16 protein-coding genes are annotated in these 21857 nt (G+C 61.3%); 13 read left to right on the top strand and 3 right to left on the bottom strand.

The genetic code is table 11. The features are described 5' to 3' along the window. Positions 1-29 precede the first annotated feature (29 nt). Positions 30-2789 carry a bifunctional acetate--CoA ligase family protein/GNAT family N-acetyltransferase gene (locus VFI82_08560; GenBank protein ID HET7184726.1) on the bottom strand — a complete coding sequence of 920 codons (2760 nt, stop codon included), beginning with the start codon at positions 2787-2789 and terminating at the stop codon, positions 30-32. A 607-nt stretch (positions 2790-3396) separates the two neighbouring features. Between VFI82_08560 and purM the strand changes: the two genes are divergently transcribed. Continuing rightward, positions 3397-4449 (top strand): phosphoribosylformylglycinamidine cyclo-ligase, encoded by a 1053-nt coding sequence (gene purM, locus VFI82_08555; GenBank protein ID HET7184725.1) that lies wholly within the window; start codon positions 3397-3399, stop codon positions 4447-4449. Positions 4450-4533: 84 nt separating this feature from the next. On the opposite strand, the gene VFI82_08550 is transcribed toward purM, so the two are convergent. After that, positions 4534-6216, bottom strand: coding sequence for a D-aminoacylase (locus VFI82_08550; GenBank protein ID HET7184724.1), 1683 nt, complete (start codon positions 6214-6216; stop codon positions 4534-4536). 25 nt (positions 6217-6241) lie between these two features. On the opposite strand from VFI82_08550, the gene purN reads away from it, so the two are divergent. From purN to VFI82_08530, 4 genes are all read left to right on the top strand, one after another. Continuing rightward, positions 6242-6922, top strand: a complete 681-nt coding sequence (gene purN, locus VFI82_08545) for a phosphoribosylglycinamide formyltransferase (protein HET7184723.1) — start codon at positions 6242-6244, stop codon at positions 6920-6922. Positions 6923-7042: 120 nt separating this feature from the next. Further along, positions 7043-7477 carry a dUTP diphosphatase gene (gene dut, locus VFI82_08540; protein HET7184722.1) on the top strand — a complete coding sequence of 145 codons (435 nt, stop codon included), beginning with the start codon at positions 7043-7045 and terminating at the stop codon, positions 7475-7477. A gap of 137 nt (positions 7478-7614) precedes the next feature. Continuing rightward, entirely contained in the window at positions 7615-8904 is a 1290-nt protein-coding gene (gene tyrS, locus VFI82_08535) for a tyrosine--tRNA ligase (protein ID HET7184721.1), read from the top strand. Positions 8905-8949: 45 nt separating this feature from the next. Further along, positions 8950-10392 carry an aldehyde dehydrogenase family protein gene (locus VFI82_08530; protein ID HET7184720.1) on the top strand — a complete coding sequence of 481 codons (1443 nt, stop codon included), beginning with the start codon at positions 8950-8952 and terminating at the stop codon, positions 10390-10392. A 79-nt stretch (positions 10393-10471) separates the two neighbouring features. Here the strand turns inward: VFI82_08530 and VFI82_08525 are convergent, their stop codons facing one another. Then, positions 10472-12220: a thiamine pyrophosphate-dependent enzyme gene (locus VFI82_08525; protein HET7184719.1), complete on the bottom strand. Its 1749-nt coding sequence runs from the start codon at positions 12218-12220 to the stop codon at positions 10472-10474. Between the two features lie 421 nt (positions 12221-12641). On the opposite strand from VFI82_08525, the gene VFI82_08520 reads away from it, so the two are divergent. The 8 genes from VFI82_08520 to VFI82_08485 all read left to right on the top strand — a co-directional run bounded on the left by VFI82_08520 (position 12642) and on the right by VFI82_08485 (position 21857). Continuing rightward, positions 12642-13340, top strand: coding sequence for a cytochrome c3 family protein (locus tag VFI82_08520; protein ID HET7184718.1), 699 nt, complete (start codon positions 12642-12644; stop codon positions 13338-13340). 48 nt (positions 13341-13388) lie between these two features. Next, positions 13389-16523 (top strand): TAT-variant-translocated molybdopterin oxidoreductase, encoded by a 3135-nt coding sequence (locus tag VFI82_08515; protein ID HET7184717.1) that lies wholly within the window; start codon positions 13389-13391, stop codon positions 16521-16523. Continuing rightward, positions 16523-17923, top strand: coding sequence for an NrfD/PsrC family molybdoenzyme membrane anchor subunit (nrfD, locus tag VFI82_08510; GenBank protein ID HET7184716.1), 1401 nt, complete (start codon positions 16523-16525; stop codon positions 17921-17923). The genes VFI82_08515 and nrfD overlap by 1 nt, the downstream gene beginning before the upstream one ends. Beyond that, positions 17920-18453, top strand: a complete 534-nt coding sequence (locus tag VFI82_08505) for a DUF3341 domain-containing protein (GenBank protein HET7184715.1) — start codon at positions 17920-17922, stop codon at positions 18451-18453. The genes nrfD and VFI82_08505 overlap by 4 nt, the downstream gene beginning before the upstream one ends. Positions 18454-18625: 172 nt before the next feature. Next, complete coding sequence (locus VFI82_08500) at positions 18626-19216, top strand: cytochrome c (protein ID HET7184714.1); 591 nt, start codon at positions 18626-18628, stop codon at positions 19214-19216. Then, positions 19213-20427, top strand: coding sequence for a hypothetical protein (locus tag VFI82_08495; protein HET7184713.1), 1215 nt, complete (start codon positions 19213-19215; stop codon positions 20425-20427). The genes VFI82_08500 and VFI82_08495 overlap by 4 nt, the downstream gene beginning before the upstream one ends. 34 nt (positions 20428-20461) lie before the next feature. After that, entirely contained in the window at positions 20462-20941 is a 480-nt protein-coding gene (locus VFI82_08490; GenBank protein ID HET7184712.1) for a hypothetical protein, read from the top strand. Between the two features lie 40 nt (positions 20942-20981). Then, positions 20982-21857 (top strand): SCO family protein, encoded by an 876-nt coding sequence (locus tag VFI82_08485; GenBank protein HET7184711.1) that lies wholly within the window; start codon positions 20982-20984, stop codon positions 21855-21857.

The raw sequence follows: 21857 nt of genomic DNA, 5'->3' as shown, positions 1-21857 counted from the left end.
TGCCGGTGCCAGGGCCGGTGCACTTTGGTTTAGGTCAGCGTAGCGCGGGCGTTGACCAGGTCGTCTTCCATGTCGAAGCTGAGCTGGAAATTGAGCCGCTTGCAGATGGCGCGCATCTCGCGATTTACTCCCAGCATGGTGGAGGTCACGTACTTCAGTTTTTCGTCCTGCGCGATCTGCATCAGCCGGCTCACCAGTTCTGTGCCGAGGCCTTTGTGCTGGTACTCGTCGCGAACCAGCACCGCGATCTCGGCCTCCTCGCTGCCGTGCAGCTTGCTCAAACGTCCGACAGCCAATATCTCGCAGGTCCCGTCCGGACGGCGGAGTTCTGTCACCAGCGCCATCTCGCGGTCGTAATCGATGAAGCAGATTCGCGTCAGGCGCTCGTGGGCGGTACGCTGTGTCAGCTTCAGTGGCTGGAAATAGCGCAAGTACACGCTGCGGTCCGAGAGCCGGCTGTGAAAGTTAATCATCAGCGGCTCGTCTTCGGGACGGATGGGGCGGATAATGACCCGGGTGTCATCCTTCATCGTCCAGTCGCCGACGTACTGCTGCGGATAGGGGCGAACCACAAGACACGGCAACTCTTCTTCGCGCAGGTCCGCCGGATGAAGCACGATGCGGGCGTCCAACGCGAGCAGGCGTTCGCCGGAAGCCAGCAACGGGTTGATGTCGATTTCCTTGATCCAGCGCTGGTCGATTACGAGCCGGCTGAAATTCACCAGCAGCGTTTCCAGCGCCGCCAGGTCAACCGGCGGCAGGCCGCGGACGGCCTTGAGTGCCTTGTAGATCTTGGTCTGCTCCATCATGCGGCGGGCGAGCGTGGTATTCAGCGGCGGCAGCGACAGGGCGCGATCGTCCTCGACCTCCACCATCTGCCCACCACGACCAAATAGCAGCACCGGCCCGAACTGCGGATCAATGCTGCTGCCAAGGATCAATTCGAATCCCTGGCGGGGAATCATCGGCTGCACGGTCACACCGAGGAAATGCCGGCTTCCCGCGTTGGCTTGCACGTTTTTTTCGATCGCCGCAAACGCGCGGCGCACCGCGGCAGCATCTTTCAAGTCGAGCTCCACGCCCCCCACATCGGTTTTGTGGGTCAAGGTGTGCGAGTGCAGCTTGACCACCACCGGGTAGGTGATTGCGTCCGCGTGCGCCACCGCCTCGTCGGCCGTCGCGGCGACGCGAGTGTCGACCGTCGGTATGAGATAGGCAGCGAGCAGTTGTTTCGACTCGGCTTCGGAAAGCAGAGAGCGGCCTTCCTGGCGCGCCTTTTGCAGTAAGCTGTCGGCAATCGCGCGATCCGGCTCCTGCTCGGTCTGGCTGCGCAGCACCGGAGTTTCATATAGCCCGCGCAGGTTATAGCTATAGCGCCACATGTAGGTGAAGGCACGGGTAGCAGTGTCTGGGAACTGGAAGGTGGGAATGCCGGCGCGGTTCAGGATCTCATTCGCAGCCACGATTTCCGCACCTCCCATGAAGCAGGCCAGGATCGGCTTTCCGGTCGAGGTGGCGTAAGGCTTCAGCAACTCGGCAATTTTGGTCGGCTCGGCCAGACCCTGCGGGGCGGTCAAGACCAGGACGCCGTCGGCGTTGCGATCCTTGAGCACGACGTCGAGGGCGCGCGCATAGCGGTCCGGACCAGCATCGCCAAGAATGTCGATGGGGTTGCCGTGGCTCCAGTGCGGCGGCAGAAAGCTGTTCAGTTCGGTCTCCGTTTCCGGCGACAGGTCGGCCAGATCACCACCCTGCGAGGCCAGTCCGTCGGCCGCCAGCACACCCGGTCCGCCCGCATTGGTCAAGATCGCCAGGCGGGGACCGCGGGGCCGCGGCTGCTTGGCCAGCACTTCCGACATATAAAAGATGTCGGAAATGGTGGCCACCCGCAGCACACCGCTGCGTCGAAAGGCGGCGTCCAGCACTTCATCGCTGCCGACCATGGTCCCGGTATGAGAGGCGGCGGCCTTAGCGGCAGCCTTGGTGCGCCCGGCCTTAATCACGATGATTGGCTTATTAAGAGAAACTTCGCGGGCCGCGGACAGAAACTTGCGCGCGTCGCCGATCGACTCCATGTAAATGAGAATCGACTGCGTGCGAGTGTCATTGCCGAGGTAATCAATCAGGTCGCCCCACCCTATGTCAAGCATCGACCCGACCGAGACGAAGGCGCTGAACCCCACCATCTCGCGCAGGCTCCAGTCAAGGATGGCGGTGCACAAGGCGCCGCTCTGACTGATAAACGCCACGTTGCCCGGACGGGCAATCTGCTGAGAAAACGTCGCGTTCAGCCCGGTGAGCGGATTCATGACGCCCAGACAATTCGGCCCGACTACGCGCAGCCGCTTGCCCTTGATCCGGTCCGCAATCTGGCGCTCCAGTTCCAGCCCCGCTTCGCCGTGCTCCTTGAACCCGGCCGAGATGATGACTGCTGTCTTCACACCCGCTTGCACGCATTCGCCGACGATGCCGGGCACGGTCGCGGCCGGGGTCGCGATTACCGCCAGGTCCACCGTCTCCGGCACCGAGGCAACGTTGGCGTAAGCCTTGATGCCAAGCACGCTGGCGCGGTCCTTGCTCACCGGAAAAACGGTGCCGCCGAAGGGGCTGCTGAGCAGCGCCCACAGTACCCGGCGGCCGATCGAGCCCGGCCGCTCCGTCGCTCCGATCACCGCCACTGCTCTGGGGTGGAACAGCGCGTCCAGCGGATGGCCCTCGGTGCGCAGGACGTCGTGCGCTTTGTCGGTCGTAGTAGAAGTCTTCAGAGCGGGTTGGGTGGCGGGATCCATGGGAAAAGGAAACTCCGAGTCGGGGAACACTAGAGTCTAAACGTTTCGGGGGCGGCTGGGGAGCAGGCTTGTCACACCTCTATGTGACCGAATTTCACAAGGTTGCCGGTAGCATCCGAGAACAGAGCATCCCAAGGGCGGGAAAAGCATCGTAAGAAGAGCTTTTTCGCACTCGGGGCCCGGCAACGTTAGTGTAGAATCACTGTATTCATGTGGGTGCGCCCGCTCCTTGAGAACGCCAGCGGGTCCTCTTTCATAACCAGCGAAAATGGCCTCATACCGAGGTCCCCAGCACATCCGGGGAAGTTTATGGGAGGCCGAATGCAGCAGGCAACATCGCCACAACCACCGAAAGCGGAGAGCAATCGGAATTTCTGGATTTACACTGGGTACGCAGCAGCAGCTCTGGGCCTGCTGGGAGTGCTGGCCTATCACTTTTCCGGGTATCTTCTGAAATAGGGGCGGATCCGCAGGCCGACCCGCCGTTATTCCTTTTTGCCTGCGGCGCTGCCACTCGCGCGGTTTGCAGCCCCGTTGGAAGCGGCTTCCAATGCTAGAATGAGGTGTTCTGCCCGGCTCTGATCCTTTCTTTACGGATACAACACGCTTGCCCGACAACGGTCCCAAGAGCAGCGCCATCACCTACGCCGATGCCGGGGTTGACCTGGAGCGCGCGGGCCGCGCCAAGCAGCGCATCAAGTATCTTGCCCACAAGACATTCACCAAGGGTGTGCTGAGCGAAATCGGCAGCTTTGGCGGAATGTTTGCCCTCGACATGAAGAAGTACAAGGACCCGGTGCTGGTCTCCAGCGTCGACGGCGTCGGGACCAAGCTGAAGGTCGCCTTCGAGATGAGCCTGCACCACACCATTGGCGGCGACCTGGTGAACCACTGCGTCAACGACATTGCCGTCCAGGGCGCGGCGCCGCTGTTCTTCATGGATTATTTCGCCACCGGCAAACTCGACCCGGAGATTGCCGAGCGCGTGGTCTCCGGCATTGCCGATGCCTGCAAGCATAATGGCTGCGCCCTGATCGGGGGTGAGACCGCGGAAATGCCCGGCTTCTACGAGCAAGGCGAGTACGACCTGGCCGGCTTCATCGTGGGCATCGTGGACAAGGAGAGAGTTCTGACCGGCAAGCGTGTCGAGGTGGGCGACGTGCTGGTCGGCCTGCCATCCAACGGCTTGCACACCAACGGATACTCTCTCGCCCGCAGGCTGCTATTTGAGACCGCGCGCTATTCGCCGGAAACGTACGTCAATGAGCTGAAAAACAAGGTCGGCAACGAACTCATGCGCGTCCACAAGAGTTACTGGCCGGTGCTGAAAAAACTTGTGGATGGCGACGCCGTCTCCGCCATGGCCCACATCACCGGCGGCGGCATCACCGGGAACCTGCCGCGCGCGCTCCCCAAGGGCACCGCTGCCGTCGTGGAGATGGGCACCTGGCCGGTGCAGCCCATCTTCCAGCACCTGCAACAGCTCGGTTCCATCCCGCAGGACGAAATGATGCGCACCTTCAACATGGGCATCGGCATGATCCTGGTAGTCCCGCCGAAGAAATTCAAGAAAGTGCAGACCGTGCTGGAGCGCGTGGGCGAGAAAGCCTTCACCATGGGCAGGATCGTGAAAGGCGAGCGCAAAGTTCTGTACAGCTAGCAGAAAGTTTGCCGCATTGCGGAACTGCGGAATTGCTGAATTGCTGAATTGAATTGCGGTGATAGCGGATCGTAGAGAGGCCGCCTATTTCTTCTTCCATCCAGCTCCTCGCAATACTTTCCCCGGCAGAGCGTTCGTCATTTTGCCATCTTCGATCACCGGCACGCCGTTGACCAGCACATAATCCATGCCCACCGAAAGCTGGTTCGGATCCTCGTACGTTGCCAGCTCGTGAACCTTGTCGGGATCAAAGATCACCACGTCCGCCCACATGCCCTGCTTCAGCACGCCACGATCGGCCAGCCGCATGCGCTGGGCCGGCAGCGCGGAAAATTTTCGAATCGCGTCCTCCAACCTGAGCTTCTTTTCCTCGCGGACATATTTCCGCAAGATCCGCGGAAATGTGCCGTAGGCCCTCGGGTGCGGATGCTCGCGTCCGAGCAGGCCGTCGGGCGCGGTGCCGCCGTTGTCGTTGTCAATTGATACCCAGGGTTGCTGCAGCGCGAGCGCGACATCGTTTTCCGACATGATGAACAGCGCGACCTCCGTGATCGCATTATCCTGGATCAGCAGGTCGAAGGCCGCGTCGATGGGATCCTTGCCCCACATCTTCGCGATCTCCGGCAGCCGCTTGCCTTGCAACGACACCAGTTTCGGATTGTGCACCGCAGTGACCAGGAATCCTTCCGGACCTGCGACCTCCTGCCATTCGTTTTCCCAATCGCCGGAATCCGTCTCCAATTCTTTTCGGATTCGCGCCCGGGTGGCGGGATCCTTCAGTCGCTGGATCAGCTTGGCATCGCCGCCATCGTGCGCCCACGGCGGAATCAGCGCGGAGAACGAATTCGACCCGGCGGTGTAGGCATAGGTGTCGGCCGAGATATCCACGCCCGCGGCGCGGGCCGCATTGATCTTGGTAATGACGTCGGGCATCCGTCCCCAGTTCTTTTTGCCCGCCGTCTTGAGGTGCCAAATCTCCACCGGAACATTGGCCTCGCGGCCGATGCGAATTGCCTCGTCCAGCGCCAGCATGATGCGATCGCCTTCGCTCCGCATATGGGTAGCGTAGATGCCGCCGTAGGGCGAGGCCTCGCGCGCGAGCGCAATCAGTTCCTCGGTGGCGGCGTAGGGGGCCGGGGCGTACTGCAGCGAGGTGGAGACTCCCACCGCGCCTTGCTGCATCGCTTCGCGAACCAGGGCACTCATGCGCTCCAGTTCAGCCGGCGAGGGCGTCCGGTTGTCGTCGCCCAGAACCATGCGACGAACCTGGGTTGCTCCGACGTAAGTTGCGAAATTGATGCCGATGCCCTGTTTTTCCAGGCGCGCGAAATACTGCTCGAAATTCCGCCAGTCGGGAAGAATCTGGTAGCGCTCGTACCCGATACGATCGGCTTCAATGATGCGGTCGTTCAGCGGGGCCACCGATCCGCCTTCGCCGGTTATTTCGGTGGTAATGCCCTGGTAAATTTTCGAAGGCACGTGCGGATTCACCAGGATGGTCAACTCGGACTGGCCAAGCATGTCGATGAATCCGGGCGCGACCACGCGTCCGCGGGCGTCAATTACATGCCTGGCAGGCGCCGCGGAAAGATTTCCGATGGCGGCGACATGTCCGTCGCGGATCCCGAGGTCGCCGGCGTACCACGGAGAACCGGTGCCGTCCACGATATGCCCGTTGCGAATAATGATGTCGTACGCCGGCGTCTGCTGCGCGGCCACAGCGATAACCAGGAAGACGATTGCCAAAACGGCTAACCAGCGCGTCATGCGATGACCTCACCCCTGAAATTTCTTGCTTCGAATTACCCTGGAGGATGAAAGAATATACGTCATGCCCCAGCAGAAGAAACTCGGCATCCTTTTATCCGGGCGAGGGAGCAATTTCGCCGCCATCGCCGAATCGGTGAAGCAAGGCCGCATCAACGCGGAAATCACGATTGTCATTTCGAACCGCACGGAGGCAGCCGGCATCGAGCACGCTCGCAAACTCGGCCTCGACGCGCGCGTCATTCCCAGCAAAGGACGCCAGCGCGAGGAGCACGACGCCGAGGTCGTGGCCGCGCTCAATGAAAAACAGGTTGACCTGGTGTGCATGGCCGGCTACATGCGCCTGCTGTCGCCGGTGTTTATCCGCGCCTTCCCCAACCGCATTCTGAATATTCACCCCTCCCTGCTGCCGGCATTTCCCGGCCTGGAGGCGCAAAAGCAGGCGCTGGAGTACGGCGTAAAGGTCTCCGGCTGCACCGTGCATTTTGTCGATGAGCACCTCGACCATGGCGCCATCATCGTGCAGCGTGCCGTGCCGGTGCTCGATACCGACGACGACCATACTCTGGCTGCCCGCATCCTCGAGCAGGAGCACATCGCCTACACGGAAGCGATCACCATCATTCTGGGCGGCAACTACGATATCGTCGGACGCCGCGTGGTGCAGCAGAGGGCCTTCGCCGCAGCCGTACCGATTCCGCGATAGCTCTTAGCCATTAGCCATTGCTGATTAGCTATCCGCCTTAAACGACGGGCATTTTTGGCACGACCACCGATCGACGACCAATTACCAATGGCTAATGGCCGCGACCACCGGCAATCATCCATGCTCAAAGTCAAACTCCTCGTCCCGACCGCGAAAGCCCCCGCCGTCGCTCACCCCGGCGAAGACCTCGGTTACGACCTCTTCGCCGCCGCTGACATCACCATCCCCGCCCGCGATCACGCCATCGTCTCCACCGGCATTGCCATTGAGGTCAGCGACGAGAAGGGCCGTGCCATGGGAGCGTTGCTGCGCGACAAATCTTCCATGGCGGCCAAACGCCTGGTGCTGACCGGCGGCGTGATTGATGCCGGTTACCGCGGTGAAATACGGGTGCTGATGGAAAACATGGGCGACTGGCCGGTCACCATCCATGCCGGCGACAAGATTGCCAACCTGATTCCTTATCCGGTGCTGACCGGCGAAGTCGTGGTGGTTGACGACCTGGCACAATCCAAGCGCATGGCGGGCGGGTTTGGATCGACGGGAAAGAACTAGCCGCTGTATACACGCCGATAAACACCGATCGCGAACCCGAAATCGATTACAAAATCAAGTCAGGATCAGCTGTGTTCATCCTGTTTATCAGTGGCCGATTTCTTCCGTTGCGTCCTCTGCGGTAAAGTAGTTTCTCGATGCCGCAATTCCGTCCCGTTGACGAACAACTCGCGTACATCAAGAAAGGCGCGGCGGAGATCATCCGCGTTGACGAACTGCGCGACAAACTGAAGCGGTCCCTGGATAGCGGCAAGCCGTTGCGCGTCAAGATCGGTCTTGATCCCACCGCGCCCGACCTCCATCTTGGCCACACCGTCGTTCTGCGCAAGCTGAAACATTTCCAGGACATGGGCCACACCGTCATCTTCCTGATCGGGGATTTCACCGGCATGATCGGCGATCCGACCGGGCGCTCGGTCACCCGCCCGCCGCTCTCGCGCGAGCAGATCAACCAGAATGCGACCACCTACCTTGCGCAGGCGCACAAAATCCTCGATCCCAGCCGGATCGAGATCCGCTACAACAGTGAATGGCTCGACAAGCTCGGCTCGGAAGGCTGGATTCGCCTGGCCGCCAAGTACACCGTCTCTCAGATGCTGGAGCGCGAGGACTTTCACAAGCGCTTCCACGATGAGAAGCCGATTGCGCTGCACGAATTGCTCTATCCGCTGGCGCAGGGATATGACTCTGTCGCTCTCGAAGCGGATGTCGAACTCGGCGGCACCGACCAGAAGTTCAACCTGCTGGTCGGGCGCGAACTGCAGCGCGCGCACGGCCAGCCTTCCCAGGTGGTGCTGACTACGCCGCTACTCGAAGGTCTCGACGGCGTGCAGAAGATGTCGAAGTCCTACGGCAACTACATCGGCATCACGGAAGCGCCGCTGGAGATGTATGGCAAGGTGATGTCCATCTCCGATGCGCTCATGTGGTGCTACTACGAACTGCTCACCGACGTCAGCGCCGAAGAGATTGACCGCATGAAGGCCGATGCGGCTGCCGGCCGCGCCCATCCCATGCAGCTGAAAAAAGATCTGGCGCGCCGCATTGTCAGCGACTTCCATTCTCCACCGGCCGCGCAGCAGGCCGAGGAGGACTGGGCCCGCCAGTTCCAGCGCGACGAAGTGCCGGAGGACGTGGAAACGGTGACGGTTCCATATTCCGCTGTGGAATACAGAATAGGGGAAGACGCTGACCTAGCAGGGCCCGGGATGGGTCGAAAACAATTTGGCGTGAAACTCGACCGTCTGCTCGTCCAATCCGGGCTGGCCCCGTCAGGTACGGATGCGACCAGGAAGATCAAGGAAGGTGCGGTTCGCGTCGCAGACAAGGTAGTCTTGCAACCACGGATGATCTTTGTGACTTTCCCCGGACCATTGATCGTGCGCGTGGGAAAAAAGATGCGGCGTGTAGTCATCGACCAAAGGTAATCCTCGGCGCCCCGACAACCTGCCAACAGGACTAGAATCTTCCCCATGAGTACCACACTGACTTCTGTCAAAACCTTCGGATTCTTCCTCGACGGACACTGGATTAGCGACGGTGAGCTGCACGAAATCCGCGCGCCCTTCGATGGCGAAGTAGTCGGGACCGTCGTATACGGCACGCGCAAGCACGCTGAAGCTGCCATTGCGGCTGCGGTAAAGGCTTTCGAGACCACGCGCCGACTGCCAGCCTATGAGCGCCAGCGAGTGCTGCGTACCGTGGCCGGTGGCTTGACTACACGCCGCGAAGAGTTCGCCCAGGTGCTGGCGCGGGAGGCGGGGAAGCCGCTGAAGCAGGCGCGCGCCGAGGTGGAGCGCGCCATTTCCACCTTCCACATCGCGGCCGAAGAGAGCACGCGCATCCAGGGCGAAGTACTGCCGCTGGACACCGCGCCGGCCGCGACCGGACGTTGGGGAATCGTAAAACGCTTTCCGCTTGGCGCGATTTCGGCGATCACGCCATTCAATTTTCCGCTGAACCTGGTCGCGCACAAGGTAGCGCCGGCCATTGCCTGCGGCTGCACTATGGTGCTGAAGCCGCCGCCGCAGGACCCGCTCAGCGCGCTCATGCTGGCGGAACTGGTGCAGCAGGCAGGATGGCCCGACGGAGCGCTCAATGTCCTGACGCTCCGCAACGACGATGCCGCGCCGCTGATCACTGACGAGCGCATCAAGCTGCTTACCTTTACCGGCAGCACCGCCGCCGGCTGGGAAATGAAGAAAAAAGCCGGCAAGAAGCGCGTCGTGCTGGAACTGGGCGGCAATGCCGGCTGCATCGTGCACGGCGACGCCGACCTGAAGCTTGCCGCGGAACGCTGTGTTGCCGGCGGCTTCGGCTATGCCGGCCAGACCTGCATCTCGGTGCAACGAATTTTCGTCGAACGCAAGGCGGCCCGCGAGTTCACCGAACACCTGGTCGCCGGCGCGAAAAAGCTGAAGGTCGGCGATCCCTTGGACGCCACGACCGATGTCGGACCGATGATCCGCGAAGCCGACGCGGTTCGCGCCACGGAATGGATCGAGGAAGCCGTGGCAGCGGGCGCGAAGGTGCTCTGCGGAGGCCATCGCCAGGGCTCGTTCGTGGAACCGACGGTGCTGACCGAAACCCGCCCGAACATGCGTGTGAACTGCATGGAAGTTTTTGCGCCGGTGGTGACGGTGGAACCGTACGATGATTTTGCCGACGCTCTCCGCCGCCTCAACGACTCGCCTTGGGGATTGCAAGCGGGCCTGTTCACACGGGACGCGCGGCTGATCTTCCGTGCGTTTGAGGAGTTACAGGTCGGCGCCGTGATCGCCGGCGACATCCCCACCTGGCGCATGGACCAGATGCCCTACGGCGGCGTCAAGGATTCCGGCATGGGCCGCGAGGGATTGAAATACGCGATCGAGGAAATGACCGAGCGCAAGCTGCTGGTGATGAACGTGCAGTGAGGGCATGGCCAGCGGTGGTCGGCCGACGGTGACCGGCACGCGAGTACACGCAACCGATCACCGCTGATCCTTGATCACGCTAAATGATTTCGCGCGCCTTGTCTTTCATCGCGGTGGCGAAGATTTCGGTTGCCTTCGGTTCTCCGCGGGCCAGCGACTCGACGAAGTGCAGCGCCTGTTTGGCATTGATTTTTCCAGGCATGGGCGCGGTGAGCGGATCTACGACAGCTTCCAGCACCGCGGGCCCCGGGGCGTTCAGGAATTTCTCCATCGTGTCGCCGCAGAGCCTGGGATCGTCCACTCTAAATCCGGCTCCGCCGCAGGCTTGGGCAAACATCGCGAAGTCAATCGGAGCAAGATCGACGCCGAATTCAGGGTTTCCCAGGAACACCATCTGCTCCCACTTGATCTGGCCAAGATAGTTGTTCTTGATAATAACGACCTTGATCGGCAGCTGGTACTTCACGGCGGTAACGAAATCGGCCATGAGCATGCTGAAACCGCCATCGCCGACGAAGGCGACCACCTGCCGCTCCGGATACGCGAGTTGCGCCGCAAGTGCGTAAGGAAGCCCCGGCGCCATGGTTGCCAGGTTCCCCGACAGCGTATGCTTCTGGCCGCGCTTGGATGGAATGTGGCGCGCCCACCAGGTGGCGATGGTGCCGCTGTCGCAGGTGGTGATGGCGTCGTTGCGGAGGCGCTTGCCAAGTTCGGCCGCGACTACTTGCGGCTTCATCGGCTTGGTATCGACAGCCGCCAGGCGGTCCATGAACTCCCACCATTGCTTCATTCCGTCCTGTGCCTGCTTGAGGAAATCGCGGTTTTCGTTGCGCTTGAGCATGGGCAGAAGTTCACGCAACGATCTCTGGCTGTCGCCAACGAGCCCCACCTCAATGGGATAGCGCAACCCGACGTTGGCCGCATTGATTTCAATCTGCACCGCGCGCGCCTGTCCCGGCTTCGGCATGTACTCGATATAAGGGAAGCTGCTGCCCACGATGAGCAGCGTGTCGCAGTCCTCCAGGACTTCCTGCGACGGACTCGTTCCGAGCAGGCCGATGGGCCCGGTGGTATATGGGCTGTCGTCGGGCACGCACGCCTTGCCAAGCAGGGCTTTGACAATGGGCGCTCCGAGCGTTTCGGCGGTTTGTTCGAGCTCGTCGGTGGCGTGCAGCGCGCCCTGGCCGGCCAGAATCGCGATTTTCTTCCCGGCATTCAGGATCTCCGCGGCGCGGCGCAGGTCGGCGGCATCGGGCACTCGCGCCGAGCGCGCAAAAACGTCGGAGACGTGATGCTGGATATTGCGCTTCGAAGCCTGCTTCGGGTGATACGACTCTTCCTGCACGTCCACCGGGATGGTGACGTGTGCGACGCCGCGATACGCCAGAGCGGTGCGCATGGCCAACTCGACCACATTTTCCACGTGCGTCGGTTTCATGATGCGCTGGTTGTAGACGCAGACGTCCATGAAGAGCTTGTCGAGTTCAACGTCCTGCTGGGTGCGCGTGCCGATCAGGTCGCTGAACTGCAGGCCGGTGATGGCCAGGACAGGCTGGTAATCGAGCTTGGCATCGTAGAGGCCATTGAGCAGGTGAATTCCGCCGGGACCAGAGGTGGCCAAGCAGACGCCGATTTTCCCGGTCATTTTGGCATAGCCGCAGGCCATGAAGGCGGCAGACTCTTCGTGGCGCACCTGGATGAAGCGGATCTTGTCCTGCTTCTGGCGCAAAGCTTCCATGATGCCGTTAATGCCGTCGCCGGGAAGGCCGAACACGAATTCGACGCCCCAATCGATAAGTTTTTCCACGAGAACATCGGATGCGGTCATGCAGAGCCTCTTTCCTTGCGCAGCCGCCCGCCGAGTGATTTGGCTGCGGCACAGTGAATGAAATTTTCTTGGTGCGCGCGGGCGGGTTTGTTCATCTGCGTCAATACAACCGTAGGATGCGCAGCGCGCATCGGCTGTTAACTGGTATTGAAAGTACCCGGTCATTTTTATTTCGCTACGGTTGATACAACAGGGGTAAGGGCAAGAGGGGCCACGGCTCTCCTAAGGTGCACCAGGGCGCCGACTAGCCCGGCACGGGCAAGGGCGGCGTCAACTCCGGTCATTTGGCGATTTGGGGTCTCGGGCGGTTCGCGGCAGAAATTGGTCGTGGAACGATATGTTACACTTCAAGTTTTCTTGACGTGAGTCGCGACAAACAGTGACGTCAACCAGCAACTCAGGGCGAGGATCGGGCGTTTAGATGGCCCAGGTATTCCATCGCAGCACGAACACGATTTCGCGGCTGTCGATCGTGCTATCCGTGATCGCGGTGGCGGCGTTTTTTTTTGTGGCCGCCCAGATGCAACGCTCGCCCTACGTGAGCTGGCGGGGGGTGGCCCGGGAGCAGGTGGTGCCGTTCAGCCACCAGCACCATGTCGGTGGACTGGGCATTGATTGCCGCTATTGCCATACCTCGGTGGAGGTTTCCGGTTTTGCCGGCATCCCTCCCACCAAGACATGCATGAACTGCCACGCGCAAATCTGGACCAACGCCGAGATGCTGGCGCCGGTCCGCGAGAGTTTCCGCTCGGGCAATTCGCTGGTTTGGCAGCGCGCCAACCAGGTTCCGGACTTCGTCTATTTCGATCACAGCATTCACATCAACAAGGGCGTGGGCTGCGCCTCGTGCCACGGGCCGGTGGACCGGATGCCGTTGATGTATGCGGAAAACTCGCTGCAGATGGAGTGGTGCCTGAACTGCCATCGGGCCCCGGAAAAGTTTCTGCGGCCGAGGGCTGAAATTTTCAACATGCGATACCAGCCGCCAAGTGGGGAGAAGCCGCTGGAAATGGACGGCAAGAAGTTCACCGACCAGATGGCGCTGGGAACGTACTTGAAGACGAAGTACCGGTTGCGCAGCGTGAACGACAGTACGAGCTGCAATACGTGTCATCGCTGAAAAGACAGTCGATTGATTGTCGGCAGTCAACAGTCGATGGGAAGAATGATGCGAGAAGAAGAAAAACAAGAGGGGCTGATACAGATTCAGCCGGCGGGCCGCCACAACCTCAAACACGACGCGCGGGATGCCGTGTGTCATGGCGCTTCGCACCAGCGGCTCGAACTGGAAGAGGTGCGGGCGAAGCTGGAAGGAGCGAAGGGGCCGCAATACTGGCGGTGCCTGGAAGAACTGGCGGGCAGCAAGGCTTTTGAGGAGATGCTGCACCGCGAATTTCCGCGGCAGGCCAGCGAGTGGGTGGGCGGCGACGTGTCGCGGCGGAATTTCCTGAAGCTGATGAGCGCCTCGCTGGCGCTGGCCGGGATGGCCGGGTGCACCAAGCTGCCGGTGGAAACGATAGTTCCGTACGTGCGGCAGCCGGAGGAAATCATCCCCGGAAGGCCGCTGTTTTTCGCGACGGCAATGGAGTTGGGCGGGTACGCGCAACCGCTGCTGGCACGCAGCAACGAAGGACGGCCGACCAAGCTGGAAGGCAATCCGGAGCACCCGGTGAGCCAGGGCGCAACCGATGTCTATGCGCAAGCGGTGCTGCTCGACCTGTACGATCCGGACCGCTCGCAGACGAGCACGTATGGTGGCGAGGTCGAGCCGTGGTCCTCGTTCATCGGCGCGATGCAGGGACCGATCGCGGCGCAGAAGGCAACCGGCGGGAGCGGTTTCCGGCTGCTGACGCAATCGGTGTCGTCGCCGACCCTGCTGGCGCAGATTCGCTCGTTGCAAAAGAATTTTCCGGAAATGAAGTGGCACCAATGGGAGGCGGTGAATCGCGACGGCGCGCGCGGCGGAGCGCAGATGGCCTTCGGGCAGCAGGTGGAAACGCGATACCTGCTGGAGAACGCTGATGTCGTGGTGGCGCTCGATGCCGACTTCCTGAGCAGCGGATTTCCCGGCTTCACCATGCACACGCGCGATTGGGCGAAGCGGCGCAACCCGGATCACCCTGCCGGCATGAATCGCACTTACGCCATCGAGAGCACGCCGACCACGTCAGGTTTCAAGGCCGACCACCGGTTGCCGGTGCGCGCGTCGGAGGTGGCGTGGTATGCGCGCGTGCTGGCTGCGAAGGTGGGAGTCGGTGGCGCTGCAACCGACCGCGTCAACCCCGAAAACCTGATTCCGCCAGAGGTCAACAAGTGGCTGGATGCGGTAGGGAAAGATCTGCAGCAGCACCGCGGCAGGGCGGTGGTCATTCCAGGCGAATACCAGCCGCCGGTGGTGCATGCGCTGGCGCATGCGATGAACGAGGCGCTGGGCGCGGCGGGCGCCACCGTGCTTTACACCGATCCGATTGTGGAAGGCGCAGTGAGCCAGGCAGAGTCGATCAAGGAGTTGGTGGCGGACATGAACGCCGGGAAGGTGCAGTTGCTGCTGATCCTTGGCGGCAATCCGGTGTTTGACGCGCCCGCCGACCTGAATTTTGAAGCCGCCATGGGCAAAGTGCCGCTGCGCATCCACCACGGGCTCTACCAGAACGAGACCTCGGTGTACACGCACTGGCACGTGAATGCAAACCACTTCTTAGAGGAGTGGAGCGACACGCGCGCGTTGAATGGCATGGTGAGCGTCGTGCAGCCGCTGATCGCGCCGCTCTACGGCGGGCGCAGCGCGCACGAAGTGCTGGCCGTATTCAATGGCCAGCCGGATACATCGTCGTACGAGCTGGTGCGCGCGTACTGGAAGTCACAGTATTCCGGCAACGACTTCGAAGGCTTCTGGCAGCAAGCGGTGCACGATGGGTTCATGGCTGGCACCGAATCGACGCCCAAGCCGGTGAAGGTGACAACGTTCTCGTTCCAGGCTATATCGGCGCCCCCCACTTCACCGAATGGCGAGTTCGAAATCGCGTTCCGTCATGATCCTTGCATCTTCGACGGGCGCTATGCCAACAACGGGTGGCTGCAGGAGTTGGAAAAGCCGGTCAGCAAATTGACCTGGGACAACGTGGTGAACATCAGCCCGGCGGACGCGAAGAAGCTGGGCGTGAAAGAAGGACAGGACGCAACGGTGGTCAAATTGAACTACCGTGGCCGGGAGGTGGAAGCGCCGCTGTGGCCGCAGCCCGGCCAACCTGATGGCCTGCTGACCGTGTTCTTCGGCTACGGACGTACTCGCGGAGGACGCACCGCCAGCGACAAAGGCTTCAACGCCTACAAAGTGCGGTTCTCCGACGCATCCAGCTTCGGCAGCGGGGCAAAGATCACCAAGACCGGCGCGACCTACCGGCTGGCGTCCTTGCAGGGATACCAGATGCTGGAAGGGCGCAACGTCGTGCGCTCGGCGACAGTTGCCACCTACAAGCAGAATCCCGGTTTCGCGCACCAAAATAACTTTGCGCCGCCGCGCACGGATACCTTGTATCCGAACTACCAGTACAACGAATACGCCTGGGGGATGGAAATCGATCTCAACTCCTGCGTTGGTTGCAACGCGTGCATCGTGGCATGCCAGGCGGAGAACAACATTCCCGTGGTCGGAAAAGAACAGACGATGCGCGGTCGCAAGATGCACTGGCTGCGGGTGGATGGATATTTCGAAGGCGATCCCGCCAATCCGAGGATGTACTACGAGCCGCTGCCGTGCATGCAGTGCGAGGACGCGCCCTGCGAGGTGGTATGCCCGGTGGGCGCCACGGTGCACAGCAGCGAGGGCCTGAACGACATGGTTTACAACCGCTGCGTCGGCACGCGGTACTGTCAGAACAACTGCCCATGGAAGGTGCGGCGGTTCAATTTCCTGCTCTTCAACGACTGGAACACGCCGCAGCTCAAGATGGTGCGCAACCCGGAAGTCACGGTGCGCAGCCGCGGCGTGATGGAAAAATGCACGTACTGCGTGCAGCGCATCACCAAAGCGCGGATTGCCGCCGAGGAGGAGGACCGGCGCGTGCGCGATCAGGAGATCCTGACGGCGTGCCAGCAGGTCTGTCCGGCCAACGCCATCATTTTCGGCGACATCAACGACCCGAACAGCTCGGTGCGCCGTTTCAAGGAACATCCACGGAACTTCGGCGTGCTCGAGGAACTGAACACGCGCCCACGTACGACGTACATGGCGGCGGTGCTCAACCCGAACCCTGAAATTCCGGAAGCCATCAGGCGAGAGCAGCCGGAGCAACACTTCTAATGGAACCAAGAGATCCAGTCGAGGCGATGGAAGTTCGGCATGGACGGCCGCCGGTGCTGGAACCGGGCCACACCTTCGCCACGATCACGGACAAGATCAGTTCCATCGTACTGACCAAGCAGACGCCGGTGGGATGGTTGATGGGCGTCGGGCTGGCGGGTTTGATGACCGGGATACTGTTCTACGCCATCGGGTTCCTGCTCTACCGCGGTGTGGGCATCTGGGGCGTGAATCATCCCGTCTCGTGGGGATTCGCGATCGTGAATTTCGTGTGGTGGATCGGAATCGGACATGCGGGCACGCTGATATCGGCCATCCTCCTGCTGCTGCGGCAATCTTGGCGCAATTCCATTAACCGCTTCGCCGAGGCCATGACGATCTTTGCGGTCATGCAGGCGGGGTTGTTCCCGCTGCTGCACCTGGGCCGCCCATGGCTGTTTTATTGGCTGTTTCCGTATCCGAACACGATGACGGTGTGGCCGCAGTTCCGCAGCCCGCTGGTGTGGGACGTCTTCGCGGTCTCGACCTATTTCACGATCTCGCTGGTGTTCTGGTACATCGGGCTGGTGCCCGACCTGGCGACGCTGCGTGACCGCGCGCAGAACCGGGCGGCGCGTACGATTTATGCGGTGCTGGCGCTGGGCTGGCGCGGTTCGGCGCGGCACTGGCATCGCTACGAAACGGCGTATCTGCTGCTGGCAGGATTAGCCACGCCGCTGGTGCTCTCGGTGCACACCGTGGTCAGTTTTGATTTCACCATCGCCATCCTGCCCGGCTGGCACAGCACCATCTTCCCGCCGTACTTCGTGGCGGGCGCGATTTACTCCGGATTCGCCATGGTACTGATCCTCGCCATCCCCATCCGCGCGGTCTACAACCTGGAAGACATGATCACCGACCGGCACCTGGACAACTGCGCCAAGGTCATGCTGGCGACGGGCTTGATCGTGGCCTATGGCTACATCATGGAAACCTTCATGGCGTGGTACGGCGGCAATTTTTATGACAAGCACATGATCTGGAACCGCATGCACGGTCCGTATCGGGTGGCGTACTGGGTGCTGATCGCGATCAACGTCGGATTCGTCAACGTGCTGTGGACGCGCAAGGTGCGGTTCACGCCGAAGCTGCTGTGGCTGGTTTCCCTGGTCGTGCTGGTGGCGATGTGGCTGGAGAGGTTCGTGATCGTAGTGGCCAGCCTGGCGCAAGATTTCCTGCCGTCCTCGTGGGGCATTTACACCGCCACGCGCTGGGACTGGGCGGTATTCATTGGCACGATCGGCTTCTTCGCCTTCATGTTCCTGCTGTTTATCCGCGTCATGCCGATGATATCCATCGCCGAGATGAAGCACCTGCTGCCCTCATCGGAGGTGAAGGTGCCGCTGGAGTCTGAGTCATGAGAGCGCCGATCTATGGGCTGGTGGCGGAATTCGACACGCCGACCGAGATCGTGGTCGCGGCGCGCCAGGCGCACGAGCAAGGCTACCGCAAGATGGACGCCTACAGCCCGTTTCCAGTCGAGGGGCTGAGCGAGGCAATTGGGTTTCATAAGGACAACGTGGCGCTGATCTGCCTGGTGGGAGGAATTTTGGGGCTGGTAACGGCGTACGCGCTGCAGTACTGGGTCAGCGTGATCAGCTACCCGGTCAACGTGGCCGGGCGGCCGCTGCATTCGTGGCCGGCATTCATCGTGGTGTGCTTCGAGATGACGGTGCTGTTCGGCGGCCTGGCGGCAGCGTTCGGGATGCTGGCGCTGAACGGCCTGCCCTTGCCGTATCACCCGCTATTCAACGTGCCCAGCTTCGGCTTCGCGTCGCGAGACAAGTTTTTCCTGTGCATTGAAGCAGCCGATCCGAAATTCGATCGCGAGGCGACATACAGGTTTCTGGCCGGCCTGGGTCCGCGAACGATCACGGAGGTGCCGCATTAGGGCACACGTTCAAATTCGCGCGCGTCTTAAGAATCGCGGAACTGCAGAATTGCGGAATTGCGGAAACGCACTCGTGCCGGCGTGCCAGTTCGGCAATTCTGCAATTCGGCAGTTCGGCAATGCTCTCGGCCGGAGGATCGCCTTGTTGATTCTTGCGGCTCTGAGCTGCGCAATGCTGTCCGCATGCCGCAATGACATGCACGTGCAGCCGAAGTATCTGCCGCTGGCGCACAGCGATTTTTTCGAGGATGGACGCGCATCGCGAAACCCGCCGCCGAACACGATCGCGCGCGGGCAATTGCGCGACGACACCTATTTCTTCAGTGGGATGGTGAACGGCCAGCCGGGAAACATGATGCCGTTTCCGGCAACGCGCGAAGTGCTGGAGCGCGGGCGTGAGCGCTTCAATATTTATTGCTCCCCATGTCATTCGCAGCTGGGAGACGGCAACGGAATGATCGTGCAGCGCGGATTCCGGCGCCCGCCGTCGTTTTACGAGCAGCGGTTGCGGCAGGCCCCGCTCGGACATTTTTATGACGTCATGACCAATGGATTCGGGGCCATGCCGGATTACGCGGCGCAGGTGAACTCGCGGGACCGCTGGGCGATTGCGGCGTACATACGAGCGCTGCAGGCGAGCCAGACAGCGATAGCAGCGCCGGCATCCCAGCCGGGTTCGCCGGTGCAGATACCCAGTACGGCGCCGAGCGGGGCAACTTTGCCGCCGGGCGCAGGCCCGGGCGTGCCGGAGAGGAAGAAGTGACCATCGACCCGCGCATGAGAAATGACAATTCGAACTTCGCCGCGCCGCCTATGGTGGCGGGATTGCAGCGGCGCGCGCTGCTGGCGGGCCTGGTGTTCTCCGCCGTTTCGGTAATTGGGTTCGTGATCGAGCCCCGGCAGGCGTTCCATTCGTACCTGTTGGCCTACATGCTGTGTCTGGGGTTGACGCTGGGGCCGATGTCGCTGCTGATGGTTTGGCACCTGACGGGCGGCGATTGGGGCATCCCCGTCCGGCGAATCTGGGAGGCGGCCATCGCCACTCTGCCGATGACGGCGGCAGCATTTATCCCGGTTGCGCTCAGCGCGTACCTGCACCTGAATTATCCATGGGCAGACCCCGAGGAGATCAAGCACAGCGTGCACATTGCCCACCAGGCGGCACAGTATCTGAACCCGAACATGTTTTTGCTGCGCGGCATTGTGTACTTCGTCGCATGGGGAATCCTTGCTTATCACCTGCTGGCGTGGTCTGACCTCCAGGACCGTCCGCCGGAACGCGCATTTGATGTCCGGTTCCGGGCGCTGAGCGGGGCTGGCCTGGTGATTTACGCGTGGATGCTCACGTTTGCGAGCATCGACTGGGTAATGTCACTGGAGCCGGCATTCACGTCCACAATCTATGGCTTGATCTTCGTGGTTGGCCAGGGGCTGATCGCGATGTGCCTGGCGGTGATCATCGCCAATGTGCTGGGGTCCCGCGAGCCCATGAACGAAGTGCTGCAAACGAAGAATTTTCTCGATTACGGCAACCTGATACTGACTTTCGTCATGCTGTGGGCCTACTTCAGTTTTTCGCAGTGGCTGATCGTGTGGTCGGGCAATTTGCCGGAGGAAATTCACTGGTTCGCGGACCGAATCAAGGGCGACTGGGGCGCGGTCGGGTTGCTGCTGATCGTGGGTCATTTCGCGGTGCCGTTCGCATTGTTGCTGTCGCGGCCGTTCAAGCAGAATTCGCGAAAGCTGGCATGGCTTGCAGGATGGCTGGTCCTGATGCGCTACCTGGATCTGCACTGGAACATTGAGCCGAATTTTCATCGCGCCAGTTTCCACTACAGCTGGCTGGACGCGGTGATTCCGATCGCAATGCTGGCGCTCTGGCTGGCATATTTCTTCCGGAACTTGAGGCGGCGGCCGTTGCTCGTGCTGCACGATCCGCACGTCCGCGCCGCGTTGGCAAAGCAACATGAATGAGGCAAATGACAAATCGAGGGAGCCGGAACACGGGATGCCGCTCGAACAGGCAAGCCATCCGGAGACAATGTACGACCGGAGCGACCTGAGCGCGCGTGCCGTCGTCTACTTCCTCATCACGCTGGCGATTACGATCATCGGCATTCACCTGGTGCTGTGGGGAGCATTGCGGTTTTTTGCGCATAACCAGTTGACGCCGGTGCCGCGCAACGCGGCGATTGTCACGCCGTCGTGGCAGGCGGGTGCGAAGGGCGATCCGGTGCAACATTTTCCGGCGCCGCAGTTGCAACCCGATCCGGTGGCGGACCTGAACAAGTTCCGCGCCACAGTCGAGCAGCAACTGAACACCTCCGAAGGAGGACGGATCGCCATCGAGCAGGCGATTGACGCGGTCGCCAATGGCACTTTGCAGGTGCGGCCGCAACCAGTACTGCCACCGCGAGCGCAGTTCGGCAGCGGTGACGGAAGTGTAGCCGGCGCCGGAGGCGGCACCGAACCCAAAGGCAACCAGTGATGCAGAATTGGCGAATTGACAAATTAATTGAGGAGCGACTGTGAATCGCGCGGTCAAAGCGGTTGCGAAAGCAGGGGCGGCTCTTGGCTGCCTGCTGGCGGCGTCGGTCGCCCTGGCCCAGGGAATGGCAGGCCCAATCGTGAAGCCGGCGACGCCGCCGCCGCAAATCCTGAGCAACATCGAAATCGAGCAGAAACTGAATTCGGCCGTGCCCCTGGACTTGCCGTTCAAGGATGAAAGCGGCCGTGCGGTGAAGCTGGGCGACTATTTCGGCAGAAGGCCGGTGGTGCTGGCGCTGGTCTATTACGACTGCCCCATGCTGTGCACGGAAGTGATGAACGGAATGGTGAGCGCGTTCTCGGTGCTGACGTTCGACATCGGCAAGGAATACGAAGTGGTCACGGTGAGCTTCGATCCGCGCGAAAAGCCGGACCTGGCGCGGGCGAAAAAGACGACCTACTTGCGGCGCTACGGGCGTCCAGGCGCGGAGCAAGGCTGGCATTTTCTGACCGGCGAACAGCCCGCGATTTCAGCGCTCACGCAAGCGGTGGGATTTCATTACCAATGGGACGATCGAACCCAGCAATTCGCGCACGCCACCGCGCTGATGCTGCTGACACCGCAGGGCAAGATCGCCCAGTACTACTACGGAGTTGAGTACTCGCCCAAGGACCTGCGCCTGGGGATGGTGGAAGCGTCCAAGGGACGCACCGGAACGGTGGTCGACCAGTTGCTGCTCTACTGCTATCACTACGATCCACGCACCGGGAAATATGGGGCAATCATCTCGCGCATATTGCAGATCGCCGGCGGCATTACGGTGGTGATGCTGGGAGGATTTCTGTTCCTGATGATCAAACTGGAGCCTAAGCACAGCCGCGGCGCGGGCGGCGCCGCACGGACGGGAGGACGCTAG

The organism is Terriglobales bacterium (genome assembly GCA_035691485.1).
Classification (GTDB): domain Bacteria; phylum Acidobacteriota; class Terriglobia; order Terriglobales; family Acidobacteriaceae; genus JAIQGF01.
Note: the sequence above shows the minus strand (reverse complement) of the source record. Positions and strands in the feature narration are given on the sequence as shown.